This window comes from Labilibaculum sp. DW002 (assembly GCF_029029525.1).
Classification (GTDB): Bacteria; Bacteroidota; Bacteroidia; order Bacteroidales; family Marinifilaceae; genus Paralabilibaculum; species Paralabilibaculum antarcticum.
Genome location: NZ_JAKJSC010000002.1, coordinates 224,867 through 242,894 on the forward strand (window position 1 = coordinate 224,867; position 18,028 = coordinate 242,894).

At 36.0% G+C, this 18,028-nt stretch carries 13 protein-coding genes; 12 read left to right on the forward strand and 1 reads right to left on the reverse strand.

Annotated elements, in window-relative coordinates; all coding sequences use genetic code 11:
• Positions 1–12: 12 nt before the first annotated feature.
• The 5 genes from nifJ (at position 13) to L3049_RS12565 (ending at position 9,188) form a co-directional block, all read left to right on the forward strand.
• The gene (nifJ, locus tag L3049_RS12545; RefSeq protein WP_275110165.1) at positions 13–3,552 is read left to right on the forward strand and encodes a pyruvate:ferredoxin (flavodoxin) oxidoreductase; all 3,540 of its coding nucleotides are present in this window, start codon (positions 13–15) and stop codon (positions 3,550–3,552) included.
• A 385-nt stretch (positions 3,553–3,937) separates the two neighbouring features.
• Positions 3,938–4,951: a dihydroorotate dehydrogenase-like protein gene (locus L3049_RS12550; protein WP_275110166.1), complete on the forward strand. Its 1,014-nt coding sequence runs from the start codon at positions 3,938–3,940 to the stop codon at positions 4,949–4,951.
• A gap of 317 nt (positions 4,952–5,268) precedes the next feature.
• Positions 5,269–7,986, forward strand: coding sequence for a pyruvate, phosphate dikinase (ppdK, locus tag L3049_RS12555; RefSeq protein WP_275110167.1), 2,718 nt, complete (start codon positions 5,269–5,271; stop codon positions 7,984–7,986).
• A gap of 118 nt (positions 7,987–8,104) precedes the next feature.
• A complete protein-coding gene (locus tag L3049_RS12560; RefSeq protein ID WP_275110168.1) occupies positions 8,105–8,551 on the forward strand; it encodes a NanQ anomerase/TabA/YiaL family protein in 447 nt (148 codons plus the stop codon).
• A gap of 88 nt (positions 8,552–8,639) precedes the next feature.
• On the forward strand, positions 8,640–9,188 hold the full coding sequence (locus L3049_RS12565; protein ID WP_275110169.1) for a PepSY-associated TM helix domain-containing protein: 549 nt from the start codon (positions 8,640–8,642) through the stop codon (positions 9,186–9,188).
• A gap of 75 nt (positions 9,189–9,263) precedes the next feature.
• Here the strand turns inward: L3049_RS12565 and L3049_RS12570 are convergent, their stop codons facing one another.
• The gene (locus L3049_RS12570) at positions 9,264–10,541 is read right to left on the reverse strand and encodes an LVIVD repeat-containing protein (RefSeq protein WP_275110170.1); all 1,278 of its coding nucleotides are present in this window, start codon (positions 10,539–10,541) and stop codon (positions 9,264–9,266) included.
• Between the two features lie 155 nt (positions 10,542–10,696).
• Here L3049_RS12570 and L3049_RS12575 point away from each other — a divergent pair, with 155 nt between their 5' ends.
• From L3049_RS12575 to trkA, 7 genes are all read left to right on the forward strand, one after another.
• A complete protein-coding gene (locus L3049_RS12575; protein ID WP_275110171.1) occupies positions 10,697–11,470 on the forward strand; it encodes a hypothetical protein in 774 nt (257 codons plus the stop codon).
• Positions 11,471–11,570: 100 nt separating this feature from the next.
• Positions 11,571–11,858, forward strand: a complete 288-nt coding sequence (locus tag L3049_RS12580; protein ID WP_275110172.1) for a hypothetical protein — start codon at positions 11,571–11,573, stop codon at positions 11,856–11,858.
• A gap of 181 nt (positions 11,859–12,039) precedes the next feature.
• Complete coding sequence (gene ruvX, locus L3049_RS12585; RefSeq protein WP_275110173.1) at positions 12,040–12,462, forward strand: Holliday junction resolvase RuvX; 423 nt, start codon at positions 12,040–12,042, stop codon at positions 12,460–12,462.
• A 49-nt stretch (positions 12,463–12,511) separates the two neighbouring features.
• Positions 12,512–13,066, forward strand: coding sequence for a peptide deformylase (def, locus tag L3049_RS12590; RefSeq protein ID WP_275110174.1), 555 nt, complete (start codon positions 12,512–12,514; stop codon positions 13,064–13,066).
• Positions 13,067–13,244: 178 nt separating this feature from the next.
• Positions 13,245–14,273 (forward strand): DUF6588 family protein, encoded by a 1,029-nt coding sequence (locus L3049_RS12595; protein WP_275110175.1) that lies wholly within the window; start codon positions 13,245–13,247, stop codon positions 14,271–14,273.
• A 121-nt stretch (positions 14,274–14,394) separates the two neighbouring features.
• Complete coding sequence (locus L3049_RS12600) at positions 14,395–16,458, forward strand: ComEC/Rec2 family competence protein (RefSeq protein WP_275110176.1); 2,064 nt, start codon at positions 14,395–14,397, stop codon at positions 16,456–16,458.
• A 184-nt stretch (positions 16,459–16,642) separates the two neighbouring features.
• Positions 16,643–17,983: a Trk system potassium transporter TrkA gene (gene trkA, locus L3049_RS12605; RefSeq protein WP_275110177.1), complete on the forward strand. Its 1,341-nt coding sequence runs from the start codon at positions 16,643–16,645 to the stop codon at positions 17,981–17,983.
• The last annotated feature ends 45 nt before the right edge of the window (positions 17,984–18,028 follow it).

Below are 18,028 nucleotides of genomic sequence, written 5' to 3' on the forward strand. Positions count from 1 at the left end.
TGGAGGAGTAAAATGGCAAAAGAGAAAAAATTCATTACCTGTGACGGTAATGCCGCTGCTGCACATATCGCGTATATGTTTAGCGAGGTGTCGTGTATCTACCCTATCACACCATCTTCGCCTATGGCTGAAAATGTTGACGAGTGGGCTGCACAAGGACGTAAAAATCTATTTGGCGAGACAGTACAATTAGTAGAAATGCAATCGGAAGCTGGTGCTGCAGGTGCGGTTCACGGTGCATTGCAAGCTGGTGCTTTAACTACGACTTATACTGCATCTCAGGGATTATTGTTGATGATTCCTAATATGTATAAAATTGCTGGTGAGCTTTTACCATGTGTATTCCACGTAAGTGCACGTGCTCTTGCTGCTCAGGCATTATCAATCTTCGGTGACCATTCAGACGTGTATTCAGCTCGTCAGACTGGATTCGCTATGTTGGCTTCAGGTTCTGTTCAGGAAGTTATGGACCTTTCTGCAGTGTCTCACCTTACAGCTATCAAATCAAGAGTTCCATTCATGAACTTCTTCGATGGTTTCCGTACTTCTCATGAGATTCAGAAAATCGAAGCAATCGATATGGATGACATGAAAGGTTTAGTTGATTACGAAGCGCTTCAAGCTTTCCGTGATCGTGCACTAAATCCTGAAACTCCTGTTACCAGAGGTACCGCTCAGAATCCTGACGTATACTTCCAGGCTCGTGAGGCTGCTAACCCATTTTACAATGCGGTTCCGGATATCGTAGCAAACTATATGGAAGAAATGACTAAGATTACTGGTCGTGAGTACAAGCCTTTCATGTATTATGGTGCTGAGGATGCTGAAAACATCATCATTGCAATGGGATCGGTTAACGAGACTATTAAAGAAGCTGTTGATTTCAAAAATGCTAATGGCGAAAAAGTTGGTTTAGTTGTTGTTCACCTTTACCGTCCTTTCTCTGCTAAACATTTCAGATCAGTTATTCCTGCTTCTGTTAAGCGTATTTGTGTACTTGACCGTACTAAAGAAACTGGTGCTAATGGTGATCCATTGTACTTAGACGTAAGAGATGTATTCTATGGTGAGGAGAATGCTCCTCTTATCATTGGTGGTCGTTACGGTTTAGGTTCTAAAGATGTTACGCCATCTCAAATTATTGCAGTTTACAAAAACCTTGCAATGAACGAGCCTAAGAATCAATTCACTTTAGGTATTGTTGATGACGTGACTTTCACTTCTCTTCCATTATTAGAAGAAGTTAAGATGAACTCTGAGTCTCTTTACGAAGCGAAATTCTACGGTTTAGGTTCTGATGGTACTGTAGGTGCTAACAAGAACTCGATTAAAATTATCGGTGGTTCAACTGATAAGTATTGTCAAGCTTACTTCGCTTACGATTCTAAAAAATCAGGTGGATTTACTGCTTCTCACCTTCGTTTCGGTGATGAGCCAATTCGTTCAACTTACCTTGTAACAACACCTGACTTTGTTGCATGTCACGTTCCTGCTTACGTTTATTTATACGACGTATTAAAAGGATTGAAAAAAGGTGGTTCTTTCCTATTGAACTCTATCTATGACGCTAAGGAGACTATTAAGCACCTTCCTGATCATATGAAGAAGTACATGGCTGACAATGAGATTAAATTCTACATTATCAACGGTACTAAATTAGGTGAAGAATTAGGTCTTGGTAATCGTACCAATGCAATTATGCAGGCTGCCTTCTTTAAAATCACTGGTGTTATTCCATTCGAACAGGCTTCTGAAGAAATGAAGAAAGCTATTGTTAAATCATATGGTAACAAAGGTGAGAAAGTTGTTAACATGAACTTCGCTGCTGTTGACGCAGGTGGACAAAATGTTATCGAGGTTCCTGTATCAGCTGATTGGAAAAAGCTAAGCGCTGATGTTGATGCTGCCGATTCCAATGATCGTCCTAAGTTCGTTGCTGATGTTTGTGATCCAATGAACGCTCAAAAAGGTGATGATCTTCCTGTTTCTGCATTCTCTGGTCGTGAAGATGGTACTTTCCCTAACGGAACAACTAAGTTTGAGAAGCGTGGTATCGCTGTGAATGTTCCTGAGTGGAAAGATGAAACTTGTATTCAGTGTAACCAGTGTGCTTACGTTTGTCCTCACGCTGCTATTCGTCCTTTCTTATTAACTGATGAAGAATTAGCATCTGCTCCGGCAGGAACAGCTGTTAAACCAGCTACAGGTAAAGAACTAAAAGGCATGCATTTCCGTATTCAGGTTGCTGTTGAAGACTGTACGGGTTGTGGTAACTGTGCTGATATTTGTCCTGCTCCAAAAGCAAAAGCTCTTGAAATGAAACATCTGGAAACTCAGGATGCTGAGAAAGAAAGATGGCACTATATGGACAAAACAGTTGGTTATAAGGAGCTCGTTCCTAAAAACAATGTGAAGAATTCACAATTTGCTCAGCCATTATTCGAGTTCTCCGGAGCTTGTGCAGGTTGTGGTGAAACGCCATATATCAAATTAATCACTCAACTTTATGGTGAGAGAATGATGGTATCTAATGCTACCGGTTGTTCTTCTATCTACGGTGGATCTGCTCCATCTACACCATATTGTAAGAATGATAAGTCTGGTAAGGGTCCGGCTTGGGCTAACTCATTATTCGAAGATAATGCTGAATTCGGTTTCGGTATGAACGAAGGTGTTCGTAAGATGCGTAACCGTATCGAGCTTCGTATGACAGCTGCTATCGAAGAGGTTAATGCTGACACTAAAGTTGCATTTACTGAGTGGTTAGAAAACATCAACAATGGTGAGGCTTCAGTTGCTGCATCGGAGAAAGTTCTTGCTGCTCTTGAAAACGAAACTCATGCAGTTGCTAAAGAAATCAAAGATCTTAAGAACTACTTAATCAAGAAGTCTCAGTGGATTTTCGGTGGTGACGGTTGGGCTTACGATATCGGATACGGTGGACTTGATCACGTACTAGCTTCTGGTGAAGATGTGAACGTTCTTGTAATGGATACTGAGATTTATTCTAACACAGGTGGACAAGCTTCTAAAGCAACTCCAGTTGGTGCTGTAGCAAAATTTGCTGCTGCGGGTAAAGTAGTTAGAAAGAAAGATCTAGGTATGATGGCTGCATCTTACGGATACGTATATGTTGCTCAGGTTGCAATGGGTGCTAATCATGCTCAATACATGAAAGCGCTTAAAGAGGCTGAGGCTTTCCCTGGACCATCATTGATCATCGCATACTCACCATGTATTTCTCACGGTTTGAAAGCTTCTATGGGTAAATCTCAATTGGAAGAGAAGAAAGCTGTTGAAGCTGGATACTGGCACTTATTCCGTCACAATCCATTATTGGAAGCTGAAGGAAAGAATCCATTTACACTTGACTCAAAAGAGCCACAGTGGGATAAGTTCCAGGACTTCTTGCTAGGTGAGGTTCGTTATACTTCATTACAGAAATCATTCCCTGAGCGCGCTAAGGAGTTATTCAAAGCTGCCGAGGAGAATGCATTGTGGAGATATAAATCTTACAAGCGTCAAGCTGCTATGGATTATACTGAAGAATAGATATTATTCTCAATATATTTTAAGGGATCCCAATTTTGGGATCCCTTTTTTTGTGCTTTAATGTCATATAAATGACAGTTTAGTAATCAGCATTTGTCTATCTTTTACTTGTATTGTAATGCATTAGTAAAATTAAAATATGATTTAATGGATACGATCCGGTTTCATATTATGACTGAGGATCGGAATGGCAGAATAAAAAGTTGGTGGATCTTTTTTATTCTGCCATTTATTTGAGAAAAAATAAGACTCCAGAGTCCTTTATTTGTGCGGCTTTTGTGTCTTTGTATTGATATACAGAATATTAAATATTGTATTTTGGTTGAATATATCATGTCCATTTATTAAATTTAATAAGACTCAAAATTTTAAAAATCAAAATCATATGGCAAATTTAAATGTAGAATTCATGGGGCTTAAGTTAAGAAACCCCATTATTGTTGGTGCTTGCACACTATCGGCAACTGTTGAAGGTGCAAGAGAATTGGAACGTGCCGGAGCTGGTGCTATTGTCTATAAATCTCTTTTTGAGGAGCAAATTCAGATGGAAAGGGCTCAACTCGACGACGAGTTAGATTTGTATACGGAACGAAATGCAGAAATGACCTCCCTCTTCCCTACTCTCGAACATGCAGGTCCTACAGCTCATATTCTAAAACTTATCGATGTTAAAAAGAATGTTTCAATTCCAGTCATTGCAAGTTTAAATTGCATTTACGATGTTACTTGGTTTGATTACGCAAAACAACTTGAAGATGCAGGTGTAGATGCTTTGGAACTCAACTTCTACTCCATGCCGACTAGTATGGAAAAAACGGCTACAGAAATCGAAGAAGAAAAAGTAAAAATCGTTAAGACTCTTAAAAAACGATTAAAAATTCCTTTTAGTATTAAACTAAGTCCTTACTACACCAATACAATGAATTTTGTAAATCGTTTAGATGAGGCTGGTGCTAGTGCATTTGTATTGTTTAACCGTTTATTTCAGCCAGAAATTGATATCCAAACAGAAAAACATGTTACGAATTTTAATTTGAGTAATCAGGGCGATTTTAAATTAGGAATACGTTATGTAGGCTTGCTTCATAAAAAGATTTCGGCAAATTTATGTGGAACAAATGGAATCTACACATTTGAAGATGTTGTTCAAATGCTATTGTGTGGTGCTGATGTTGTTCAAATGGTAAGTGCTCTTTATAAGAACACGCCTGACTATATTGCACAAGTTCTCTCGGAATTAGAAAACTGGATGGATGAAAAAGGATACAAAAGTATTGAAGAGTTTAGAGGGAAATTATCGGATTCAGAATTAAAGACATCGGATATCTATTATAGAGCTCAATATCTGGATTATATCCTTCATCCAGAAGAAATAATTAATAAAAATCTAATGAGATAAATAGATAAAACAGGATTTGAAAGCCGATCTTTTGATCGGCTTTTTTTATTGATTGTTAGTTTCTAAGCTTGATTGAAAACATCTGCAAACGTTTGAAAAATAAAAGTCTAAATCATTTGAAAAAAGACAGTTAGATTGTGTGTTCTTTGCTTCCTTTTTTGAAAAAAGAACACTACTTTTGTGTACAATTTTCAAGACTGACTAGACAAGAAAGTCTCGTAAATTTAAGATTTTGAAGATTATAAGTTAATATATAATTGTTATTGAATGCCTTTATTTATTGCAGGAAATAACATTAAAACTAAAAAGCGATAATTATGAGTACTAAGTACGTTTATACTTTTGGTGATGGTAAGGCCGAAGGTAAAGCAGACATGAAGAATTTGCTTGGAGGTAAGGGTGCTAACCTTGCTGAGATGAACCTAATTGGTGTACCAGTTCCTGCTGGTTTCACTATCACTACTGACGTTTGTACTGATTACAACAAGCTTGGAAAAGATGCTGTTGTAGCAATGATTAAAGAGCAAGTTGAAGCTGCTGTAGCTGATACTGAGAAAGCTATGAACGCAAAATTTGATGCAAAAGAAGGTTTTCCTTTGTTGCTATCAGTTCGTTCTGGTGCTCGTGCTTCTATGCCAGGTATGATGAACACTGTTCTTAACCTTGGTATGAATGACGATACAGTTAAGATTGTAGCTGAGCAGTCAGGTAACGAAAAATTTGCTTACGATTCATATCGTCGTTTCATCCACATGTACGGTGACGTAGTAATGGGTGTTGAGGCTGAAGAAGGACAGCATAACCCATTCGAGGTTGTTCTTGACAAATTGAAAGAAGCTAAAGGTTACAAATTAGATACTGAACTTACAGTTGAAGACCTTAAAGAATTGGTAGAAGGTTACAAAGTAGTTGTACGTGAGCACGCTGGTGTTGACTTCCCTACTTGTCCTTGGGAGCAACTTTGGGGTTCTGTATGTGCTGTATTCGATTCATGGGATACTGAAAGAGCTATTCTTTACCGTAGAATGGAAGGTATTCCTGACGATTGGGGTACTGCAGTTAACGTACAAGCTATGGTATATGGTAACATGGGTGAGACTTCTGCAACAGGAGTTTGTTTCTCTCGTGATGCTGCTACTGGTGAAGACCAATTCAATGGTGAGTACTTGATCAACGCACAGGGTGAAGACGTTGTTGCTGGTGTTCGTACGCCACTTGAAATTACTCTTGTAGGTTCTAAGCGTTGGGCTGAGCGTGGTGGTGTTTCTGAAGAAGCTCGTAAGGCTGATTTCCTTTCAATGGAAGAAGCGATGCCTGAGCTTTACAAAGAACTAGATACTATCCAGCAGAAGCTTGAAGATCACTATTCTGATATGCAGGATATGGAGTTCACTATCCAACAAGGTAAATTGTGGATGTTGCAAACTCGTTCTGGTAAGCGTACTGGTGCTGCTATGGTTAAGATGGCTGTAGATATGTTAGAGCAAGGTATGATTGATGAGAATACTGCTATTCTTCGTCAGGAGCCTAACAAATTGGATGAGCTACTTCACCCGGTATTCGAAAAATCAGCTCTAGAGGCTGCAAAAGAGCTTTCTAAAGGTCTTCCTGCTTCTCCAGGTGCTGCTACTGGTCAAATCGTATTCTCTGCTGAAGCTGCTGAAGAGTGGGCTGCTGCTGGTAAAAAAGTAATTTTGGTACGTAGAGAGACTTCTCCTGAAGACTTGAAAGGTATGTACGCTGCTGAAGGTATTCTTACTGAGCGTGGTGGTATGACTTCTCACGCTGCTGTAGTTGCTCGTGGTATGGGTAAATGTTGTATTTCTTCTGCTGCTGGTACTTTAGTTACTGGTTCTTCAATGACTATCAACGGTGTTGAGTATAAAGAAGGTGATTTCATCTCATTGAACGGTACAACTGGTATTGTTTACGAAGGAAAAGTTGCTACTATCACTCCTTCATTAGATGGTGATTTCGGTAAGGTAATGGACATGTCAGAGCGTAACACACGTATGTATGTTCGTACAAATGCTGATACGCCAGCTGATGCTAAAACAGCTCGTGAATTCGGTGCTAAGGGTATTGGTCTATGTCGTACAGAGCACATGTTCTTCGAAGGTGATAAGATCTGGAAGATGCGTGAAATGATTCTTGCTGAAGATGTTCAAGGACGTAAAGAAGCTTTAGCTAAATTACTTCCTGTTCAGAGAGAAGACTTCTCTGGAATTCTTGAAGCTATGGACGGTTTTGGTGTAACTATTCGTCTACTGGATCCACCATTGCACGAGTTTACTCCTAACGATGCTGAGTCTCAAAAAGAAATGGCTGAAAAATTAGGTGTTTCTGTAGAAGAAGTAGCTAAAAAAGTTGAGTCTCTTCACGAGTTCAACCCAATGTTAGGTCATAGAGGTTGTCGTCTAGGTAACACTTACCCAGAGATTACTGAAATGCAAGCTCGCGCTATTCTTGAAGCTGCTTGTGATCTTAAAGCTAAAGGAAAAGATCCTAAGCCAGAGATCATGGTTCCATTGATCGGTACGATTAAGGAATTCAAGATGCAGGAAGAGATTATCAGAGAGATTGCTGCTGCAGTATTCGCTGAAAAAGGTATCGAAGTTGATTTCTTAGTAGGTACAATGATCGAGATTCCTCGTGCTGCATTGACTGCTGATCAAATCGCCGAGCATGCTGAATTCTTCTCATTCGGAACAAATGACTTAACTCAAATGGGATTCGGTTATTCTCGTGATGATGCTGGTAAATTCTTACCAATTTACATCGAGAAAGGTATCCTTAAGAATGATCCATTCCAGGTTCTTGATCAGGAAGGTATCGGACAATTAGTTCGTATGGGTTGTGAAAAAGGACGTTCAACACGTAAAGATATCAAATTAGGTATCTGTGGTGAGCACGGTGGTGAGCCATCATCAGTTGAGTTCTGTAACTCAGTTGGTATGGAGTACGTTTCATGTTCTCCTTTCCGTGTGCCAATCGCACGTTTAGCTGCTGCTCAAGCTAACTTGAAGCAAAACTAAGAGAATATTATTCTCAATATATAGAAAGGCTGTCTCGTATGAGACAGCCTTCTTTTATATCAATAAATTTCATGTCAAATAGTGTATTGTAAAGATACGACTGACTAAAAAATGATATATGGTAGTTGATAAAATTAAAAACTTAGGTATTTATTCAAATATAAGTGCCAGACTGGCTAAAGGGATTGAATACATTAACAATACAGATTTCTCTAAAATTGATTTGGGAACTTATAAAATTGAAGGCGATGATGTTTTTGCAATGGTTCAGGAATATGACACAAAGAACATTGAGGATTGTAAGCTAGAAGGTCACAAAAAGTATATCGATATACAATACATTATTTCAGGAGATGAAAAAATTGGGCTTACGACTTTAAACAATCAACCATTGATCGAGCAGAACGATGAGGGAGATTATTCTTTTTACAAAGGTGAATCAACATTGATTAAGTTCGAAGCAGGTACTTTTGGAATTTTTTTTCCTGATGATCTACATATGCCTGGTGTTAAGCTAAATGAGATATCTAAAGTTCGAAAAGTTGTTGTGAAAGTGCGCGCTTAATCTTTAATAGATCTTTTAATTAATTTTAGTGGGTTTCGTATCAATACAAATTATTAAAGCAGCTTTGTTGCAAAAAAAACGTTAAACAATGAATTGGAATTTAAAAATGAGAAACTGGCATCGAGATTTTTCGTACTTCTATGCTGGTTTATTAATTGCTTTTTCAATCTCAGGTATTGCTCTTAATCATCGTCATTCTTGGGATCCTAGAGACTATGTTTACGAATCAATAGACTTGAAAATTGATTTGCCAAAAGATAGAGATGCTATTACTGAAGAATTTTTTAGGCAAAGTTTAAAAGAAAACAATATTGATTTAAAGTTGAGGGGGACCGCATACAGAAGAGGAGGATATAACCTTTATTTTGATGGTGCTTACGCCTTTGTAAATCCTTTTACAGGAGAGGGTGAAATCGAACGATTTAGAACAAGACCAGTTCTTGGTCAAATGGTAGATTTGCACAAGTCGACAAGCAATGTTTGGCTTTGGTATTCAGACATTTTTGCAATATGCGTTCTTTTGATTTGTATTACCGGATTGGTAATTGCAAAAGGAAAAGGTGGTTTTAAAAAACGAGGTTGGAAATTGGCCTTGTTGGGTGTTATTATTCCTTCCGTTTTGTGGTTTTTTCTGTAAATCAACTAAAAGTACGTAACAAAGGCTGCCTCGAAAGAAGCAGCCTTTGTTGTTTGTTGAAATTAATTTAGTTTACTAATCTTCCACAGGAATGGCAATTGTACTTAATAGTTTTATGTTATTGATATCTGAGTAATCATATTGAAATAGACCTTCCGTTCCCACCACAATTAGAATATTTCCCAAAGGAATAACATCATAAGGAGTTATGTCAGTATAAGTCTTCAATAAGTTAGAACTGATATTTAAAGGATCTGAAGCATCATATATTTTCAAGCCTGAAGTTCCATCACAAACAAAAAGTAAATCACCATCAATTCCTAAACCATAAGGATTTTCCATGCCATACGATTTTACAAGTGTTGGAGTGCTTAAATCACTTAAATCAACTACATCTAATTGGCTGGTATTTTGGCCACAAAAATTACCAGCCCTTAAGGTGATGTAGGCATAGTTATCATCTACAACAACTGGATCGCAACTCATAAAATGATCGTATTGTGATAGCAATTGAGGGGAGAAAGGATTATTGATATCATAAATATACATTCCATTTCTTGCGCCAATAAACAATTGTGTATTGTGGACAAATAAGGTTTCCATTCCCCAACCAACATTGAATGTTCCATTTTTTGTAACCAAATTTGGATCTGAAATATCAAAAAGGGCTAAAGACCAAGTAGAATTTAAGGTAAATAATGTGTTTTCATAGATCATGAATCGTGCCATTGATCCAGCTTTACCAGTGCCTCCATTCGATGCTTTTACTCCTGCAGAATTTGATGCGTCAAACATAACATTCTCATAGTAAGGATAGTATTTTGGTTCTTCGTATTTTTCACTTATTCTTTTTACTTCCCATCCTATAACAACGCCTTTATCAGGATCAATTTCACCTAAATTGTAATTATTGTCTGTAGGTGGGAGAACCCAAGGGAATACATCATCAAACCTCTTTTCAATCTGTAGGTTGTCAATATCAAGAATATTAATTGCTATTAGGTCGGTATACGAATCAGCGTAAAGAATATCATCTTTTACAGCCATATCAATATTTCCAGGTATTGTAATAAAATTGATATTCTTAGGATCGCTAGGATCTGAATTATCAATAACATGAATTCCTTCATATTTTTCATTAACAAAGATATAATCTTGGTAGAAGTAGATTTTTCCAGCAACTGATAATTCTCTTGCATTTTCAGTTTTTACTGCAGCCTTGAATTCTTCAGTAGACATGTAGATTGGAGAATTTACAGTGTATTCGTGCTGAATGTTATCTTCGCAAGACCAAGTTCCTAGAAGAAATGAAATAAAAATAGATAAGACGGTAAAAAGTTTTACTGTTTTCATGATTAATATTTTTAAGGCCAATTTAAATACTTGTTTTTCTTCAAGATGCAAATTGATGCATAGGGTTGCGTTCTTAAAATTGTTTTTTTTATTGTTGAACCCAACGCAACCTTTCTAATTGTATATCATCATAAAAGAAAATAAAAAATCGTATTATGAAAACTCTTTTTGTGGTGTTAAAATCAGTTTTAGTCATATTCTTATTGATGCTTTGTGTTTCTAGCACATCGGCTCAGAAAAAAATGCATGTGATTACCTTAAAAAATGGAAATGTTTTACAAGGAAAAATAATTAGACAAGTACCTGGTGATTTTTTAGAAATAGAAACTCAGGATAAGAATTTTTGGAAATTTGATATGGAAGATATTGCCGAAATTCGTTTCGAAAAAAGAAAATTACCTAAGAATTATAGAGATACAATTGTTCAGCCTTTAAAAGGAATGAGTTATGAAATTAAAATGGGCGTATTAGCTGGAGGTAAAAGCAATGAAGATGATGCTCCTTTTAGTATGTTAGTTTCTGGAAATTATCGTTTTGAATCAGGAATATCCGCAGGTGGAGGTGTTGGATACGAAACCTTGAATGGTGGGAGCATGCCTGTTTTTGGAGAAATAAAATACCAAGCGAAGTTAAATGGAATTAGTCCGTTTATTTATTTGCAATCGGGTTATTCTATAGCATTGGAAAATCAATTTGGGAGAAATTTTTATCACAACTCAGAAGATGATGTAAACTCTGTGGGTGGAATATTAATTAATCCAGGAATTGGTTTTAATTTAGGGAATATTGGAGATAATCGTTTTACTTTAAATATTGGTTACCGTTTTCAGAAAATGAAGCATAAATGGGAGAATTCATACACTAAGGATACAGAATATTTAAAAGAAGAATACAACCGTTTATCTATTCATTTGGGTTTAATTTTCTAAAAAAAAACTTTTAGGATGGCTAAATTTTATGAGATTATGCTTACTTTGAAAAAAATCAGGATTTGTCCTGATTTTTTTTTATTCACCAAAATAGAATAAAATGTCAATTCAAATTGGAAGATTTTCTTTTCGTGGTCCATTCACTAACTTAGATGAAATAAAAGATCGTCCAGGTATTTTTATTGTGCACAAAGGCGAACAGAAAATCGATCCTTATTTTATTTGTGAGACTCCATTGCTTAAATCAAGCATTGAAAAAGAACTTAAAGCAAATAAATTGGAATTAGGTTCTCAAAAGAATTGTTTCATATCTGTTTACAATACTTTTTGTGTTCTTACTCTAGATCGCAAAGAAATGGTAGAAGAAATTGAGACTCTTTTATTGTAAGTTCGTTCTAAAATCAAAAATTCATCCCTCCATACATATTCAGATTCTTTGTCTTTTTAAGCGATAAAACTTGATTAAAGCCTTCTATTGCTATTCGTTTCGACTTATAAAGAGTTGAAAAGACAATATTTTAAACAGTTTATTTTATCTTTGCAATTCAAAATAAGTTTAAATAAGAGATTTGGCACGACTTTTAGCTATAGATTACGGAAGAAAACGAGTGGGATTAGCTGTGAGCGACCCAATGCAAATTATTGCAAACGGATTGGATACGGTTCATGCCAAAGATGTTTTGGACTACATTCAGAAATATATGGAGACCGAAGATGTTGAGTGTATTGTGGTGGGGCATCCAAAGCAGTTGAACAATGAGGATAGCGAATCAATGAAATATTTGAAACCTTTTCTTGGGCAATTGAAGAAGCGATTCCCGAAAATGCCTATCGAAATGGTTGATGAGCGTTTTACATCTAAGATTGCTTTTCAATCGATGATTGATGGTGGAATGTCCAAGAAACAAAGACGAAACAAGGAAGTTATCGATAAGATTAGTGCAACCATTATACTACAATCGTATATGGAAGCAAAAAGAAATATTTTTTAATAAATTATCTATCAATTGATTAATTTCAGTTGATTTTAAGTAATAAATAATGATTTTACCCATTACAATATACGGGCATCCTGTATTAAGAAAAGTAGCAAAGGATATTGATAAGGATTATCCTGATTTGGAAAAATTTATGGCGGATATGTGGCAAACCATGTATTTTGCTGATGGAGTTGGTTTGGCAGCTCCACAGGTAGGAAAATCTATCCGCATGTTTGTACTTGATGCATCTACATTTGCTGAAGATGAGCCAGAATTGGAAGGTTTTAAAAAGATGTTTATTAATGCTCATATTACAGAACGTTCGGGTGATGAGTGGAGCATGTCAGAGGGGTGCTTGAGTATTCCTGGCTTAAACGAAGATGTTAATCGACCAGAAACAATCAGAATTGAGTATTACGATGAGAACTGGGAATTTCATGATGAAGAATATTCAGGTTTTGCAGCTCGAATTATTCAACACGAGTACGATCATTTAGATGGAATCATGTTTACTGACCATTGTTCACCACTAAAAAAGAGATTGTTGAAAGGTAAATTAACTGGTATTTCGAAGGGTAAATTTAAAGCAAAATATAGATTTACACTCGCTAAATAAATTCTAAACCCTACCATCTCGGTAGGGTTTTTTTTATGCCCTCACGGATAATATACTATGCGAATCAAAATTTGAAAAGGGAGACTTGTACTTGTTTTTGTTTCAAATTGCTTAAACAAAAAGAAAAAAACTGCGTACTAGCAGGTGTTGATTGAAATCTAATTTAAATCTCTATATGATGAAAAAACTTATTTTACTACTAATATTGTTTGCTCCATTTTTAGGAAAAGCCCAAGACATTGAACAGTTTCTATTATCCGGAACCGAAGATGCTTCTAAATTGACAAAAAACTATGTAAATCCTGTAGCCAAAGGCTTTATGTATGGTTTAAATAGCGGCTGGTACACAACTGCCCGAACACATAAAAAATTTGGTTTCGATATTACGTTTGTTGCTAATTTAGCACAAGTGCCTAGCAAGGACGAGGCTTTTAATTTTGTTGCTTCTGATTACAAAAATATCAGCCTACAAAGTGGCGCAAGTTCTGCTCAAATCGAAACTTTAATGGGTGGTAATAATAATGAAACTTTGCTAGCCAGAATTGATGCTGGTGGTGGAAGTTTTGATCTTGCTAATTTTAGTGTTCCTGATGGTATAGGTGATGACCTACCAATGAGTGCCGTTCCTTCGGTAACGATGCAAGTGGGTATTGGTATTCCAGTAATCGATGCTGATTTAAAACTTAGATATCTCCCTAAAGTCGGAACCTCAGATTTAGAAGTAGGTATGTTTGGTATTGGTCTTCAGAAAAGTTTTAGCAAAATGCTAAAAATTGATAAAACGCCTTTTGATGTTTCTGCTTTAGTAGCCTTTACCAATCTAAAGGCCGAATACGATATTCAAGATGACTCAGATTTTGATGGCTCTGGACAAATGATGGAGTTCTCGACAAACGCAATTACATTCCAAGCCATTGCTTCCGTTAATTTAAAACTAATTGAGTTTTACGGAGCTGTAGGATACAATAAAGCCAAAATGGATGTCGATATTAAAGGAACTTACATCGTAGAGTATACAGAGGTTAATTCGGGTATGACAGTTGTTAAAGAAACTTTAACTGATCCTATATCTGTTGATTTTGACGCTAGCGGTGTACGAGCAACACTTGGTACTAGATTAAATCTAGGTTTCTTTAAGATTTTCGCCGACTACACCATGCAGGAATACAATACCATTACTGGTGGTATCGCTTTTAGTTTTAGATAATTTTCGATTGAATGCGTAAGCATTCGGTACATTAGTTAGAAAAGCCCTTGTTCATTGAACAAGGGCTTTTGTTTTTTAGGCAGATATGTTGTAATTTAGTTTACAATAAATAATATTATTGATGATCTTTAGAGAGTTTATACGTCAAAATCCATTTTTCCGCCTTTTACTCCCTTTGATAATTGGAATTGTAGTTGCCCATGCATTTTCATTGCCTCAAATGTTATACTATTCCTTCGTATTAGTCGGTTTATTGGGAATTATGATTTTTACATTTGTTGCAAAGTTTCGAAAGTCATATGCTCTCCGTTCCTTATTTGGAGTATTTGTTTTTTTCACTTGTATTGGAGCTGGAGGTATACGATATTTTGATGACGAATCATCAATGCAAATGAACTTTGATAATTCTTCCGTTGGTTTGTTGGGAAATATTGTAGAGCAGCCTGTCGAAAAAGCGAATAGTTATGCTGTTGTTTTTAAGGTAAAACAGCAGAATAAAGGGAATGATTGGCAAAATGAGGGCAGTAAAATGATGCTTTACCTGCAAAAAGATAAGCAGGTAAGAAGTTTGCAAATGGGAGATCAGCTTTTGCTGAATAGTAGCATCAGGCAAGTAAAGAATTTGGGTAATCCGTATGAGTTTGATTACGCGTCTTATTTGAAGACTCAACATATTTTATATACATCTTACGTAGATTCTTTATCATGGAATAGGGTTGGAAAGAATACAGATTTTTCTTTTCGTGTAATTGCTGCCCAATGGAGAGATAACCTTTTGGAAATCTACCGGAAGAATGGAATTAAAGGTGAAAGCTTTGATATTCTTGCTGCCTTAACCTTAGGATATAAAACAAGTCTCGATCCGGATACGAAAAAAGCATGGGCAAATGCAGGCGCGATGCACGTACTGGCCGTTTCTGGTTTGCATGTCGGAATTATTTACCTAATTATGAGCTTCTTATTGCGGTTTCTAACAAAACTAAAATATGGTAGTTTACTAAGAGGATTCGTTTTGCTCATTACACTTTGGTTGTATGCATTTTTAACAGGCTTGTCTCCATCAGTAATGCGCTCGGCTAGCATGTTTAGTTTTATTGTTATTGGAGAAATGCTAAAACGAAATGGAAGTGTTTATAATTCGTTAGCTGTTTCTGCATTTTTTCTTTTACTATTAGATCCTTTTTTACTTTTTACAGTAGGTTTTCAATTTTCATATTTAGCAGTTGTAAGTATTGTTTTTTTTCAGCCTAAACTTGATAAATTATTGCAGATACGTTCTTTTGTATTAAGGTGGTCTTGGAAATTATTTACCGTTTCGTTGGCTGCACAAATTGGAACGTTTCCATTGGCTATATTTTATTTCCATCAATTTCCATCGTATTTTCTCATTTCTGGATATATCGTAATATTAATGGCTGGTGTATTAATTTACCTTTCAGCAATATTGCTCATTTTATCTCCAATAGAAATTCTCTCTAAGTATTTAGGATGGTTATTGCAAAACGTGGTTGAGATGATGAATTACCTTATCATTAAAATTCAAAACTGGCCAGGATCTGTAGTTAAAAACCTATCAATGAATTCAATGGAACTAGTGCTTATCTATGGATTAATTCTTTCGTTAATTAGTCTTTTGGTTTTTAAGAAGAGAAAGGCAATTTATACATTTTTAATGCTGGTTATTTGTCTTCAGATTCCTTCTACATATGCTTTGTTTAAAGAAGGGGAAGCTGAATTAATTGTATTCAATTCGCAAAGGAATAGTATCATTGGAATGATAAATGACAAGAAAGCCACTTTTCTTATAGATGCCGAATTACCAAAGGATAAAAAGGATCGAATAATTGGTCCTTATATATTAGGGAAAGGGATTGTTGATGTTAAATATGAAGAGCTAAAACCTGTAGATATTCGAATAATAGGAGGGAAAGTAATTGTAATTATTGGTAAAAAAGTAGAGTCGATAGACAAGATTGTAAGCTCTCTAAATCCAGATTTTATCATTTATCGCAAGAGCGGATTGAAAACGAAAAATATTTTAACAAAAAAACAGCCCAATTGTCAAGTGATTTTTGATGCCTCTCTCTATTCCAAAGACAGGAGGAAGTTTTTGATTGATCAGAATATCGATAAAAATGATATTATTGATATTCAGACTTATGGAGCTTGTGTTTGCCAGCTATAGAAAATAGAATTGTGCTAGGCACTAAATGATTAGCTTTCGCTTGATATCTTTGTTTTATTAATTCCTTTTGGTAATTTAGAGAGCTTGGTCTTTTAATATTTTTCAGCAATTAGCACCTTATTTTGATTGATAATGTGTTAATTTGCCGCTTGAAATTCCATTTAATTGTTAACGGATTAAAGTTATGAAGATTGTAATTGCTGGAGCAGGCGCAGTAGGAACTCACCTGGCAAAAATGCTTAGTCATCAAGATCATGATATAATATTGATTGATAGTGATGAAGAGAAATTGAAACTTATTGATTCTCACCTGGATTTATTAACCATAGTTGGATCGAGCTCTTCTATAAAGGATCTGAAAGAAGCGAATGTGAAGAAGGCAGATTTATTTATTGCCGTAACACAATCGGAAGAGACTAATATCACATCAAGTCTACTTGCAAAGAAGCTTGGTGCCAAGCGCACTATTGCTCGTATTAATAATCAAGAATACTTAGTTCCGGAAAACAAAGATTTTTTAAAAAGTTTAGGGATTGATGAATTTGTATATCCTGAACGTTTGGCAGCTAAAGAAGTAATTAATTACTTATCTCGTTCTGGTACACGTCAGATGTACGAATTTTCCGGGGGGAAGCTACTTTTATATGGTATAAAGATTAGCAGCAAGTCCGTAATTATGGATAAAACAATGGTCGAAGTTGCTGAAATGACTAAAAATTTAGATTTTAGAGCTGTTGCAATAAAACGAGGTGACACAACCATTATCCCAAGAGGTCATAATCGCTTTTCCCGAGGTGATTTGGTTTTTGTTGTAAGCAAGCCTGAGATTATGGAAAAAGTCATGCTTTTAACAGGAAAACAAAAATATAAGATTAAAAAAGCTATGATTCTTGGTGGTAGTCGTATTGGACAGAAAACCGCTATGGAGTTAGGCAAGAAAATGAATTTGAAATTATTGGAGATCGATAAGGAAAAAAGTCTTAAGCTTGCGGATAGACTACAAGATGCTTTGGTAATTAATGGTGATGGTCGCGATTTGGACCTTTTACGTGAAGAAGGGATTCAGAAAATGGATGCTTTTGTAGCCGTAACAGGTAACTCTGAAACAAATATTTTAGCTTGTCTTCTTGCAAGTAAAATGGGAGTGAAGCGTACTATTGCAGAGGTTGAGAATATTGATTATATCGATTTGGCTGATAGCATTGGTGTTGGAGCCATGATTAATAAAAAGTTGCTTGCCGCAAGTTATATCTATCGATTTACAATGGATGCTGATGTTCAGCATTGTAAATGGTTGACTGTTTCAGATGCAGAAGTTATTGAACTTGTAGCTCAATCAAACTCTAAAATTACTCAAGGGAAATTGAAAGATATTGATTTTCCAGAAGACGCTAATATTGGGGGTATTATTCGTGGTGATGAAGGTATTATTGCTACTGGTGATACTCAGATTCAAGCAGGTGATCAAGTTGTTGTTTTTACTATGCCTTCAGCAATTAAGAAAGTCGAAAAGATTTTTAAATAAAATACAGAAAACCGAATTCGTAGAGTTCGTTTTTTTTTCTAGCCT

What these genes read in the sequence shown, in the direction of transcription:
- ppdK (WP_275110167.1), top strand. Translation starts at nt 5,269, where the DNA reads ATGAGTACTAAGTACGTTTATACTTTTGGTGATGGTAAGGCCGAAGGT.
- L3049_RS12580 (WP_275110172.1), top strand. Translation starts at nt 11,571, where the DNA reads ATGTCAATTCAAATTGGAAGATTTTCTTTTCGTGGTCCATTCACTAAC.
- L3049_RS12575 (WP_275110171.1), top strand. Translation starts at nt 10,697, where the DNA reads ATGAAAACTCTTTTTGTGGTGTTAAAATCAGTTTTAGTCATATTCTTA.
- L3049_RS12550 (WP_275110166.1), top strand. Translation starts at nt 3,938, where the DNA reads ATGGCAAATTTAAATGTAGAATTCATGGGGCTTAAGTTAAGAAACCCC.
- L3049_RS12595 (WP_275110175.1), top strand. Translation starts at nt 13,245, where the DNA reads ATGAAAAAACTTATTTTACTACTAATATTGTTTGCTCCATTTTTAGGA.
- L3049_RS12600 (WP_275110176.1), top strand. Translation starts at nt 14,395, where the DNA reads ATGATCTTTAGAGAGTTTATACGTCAAAATCCATTTTTCCGCCTTTTA.
- def (WP_275110174.1), top strand. Translation starts at nt 12,512, where the DNA reads ATGATTTTACCCATTACAATATACGGGCATCCTGTATTAAGAAAAGTA.
- nifJ (WP_275110165.1), top strand. Translation starts at nt 13, where the DNA reads ATGGCAAAAGAGAAAAAATTCATTACCTGTGACGGTAATGCCGCTGCT.
- L3049_RS12565 (WP_275110169.1), top strand. Translation starts at nt 8,640, where the DNA reads ATGAATTGGAATTTAAAAATGAGAAACTGGCATCGAGATTTTTCGTAC.
- trkA (WP_275110177.1), top strand. Translation starts at nt 16,643, where the DNA reads ATGAAGATTGTAATTGCTGGAGCAGGCGCAGTAGGAACTCACCTGGCA.
- L3049_RS12570 (WP_275110170.1), bottom strand. Translation starts at nt 10,541, where the DNA reads ATGAAAACAGTAAAACTTTTTACCGTCTTATCTATTTTTATTTCATTT.
- L3049_RS12560 (WP_275110168.1), top strand. Translation starts at nt 8,105, where the DNA reads ATGGTAGTTGATAAAATTAAAAACTTAGGTATTTATTCAAATATAAGT.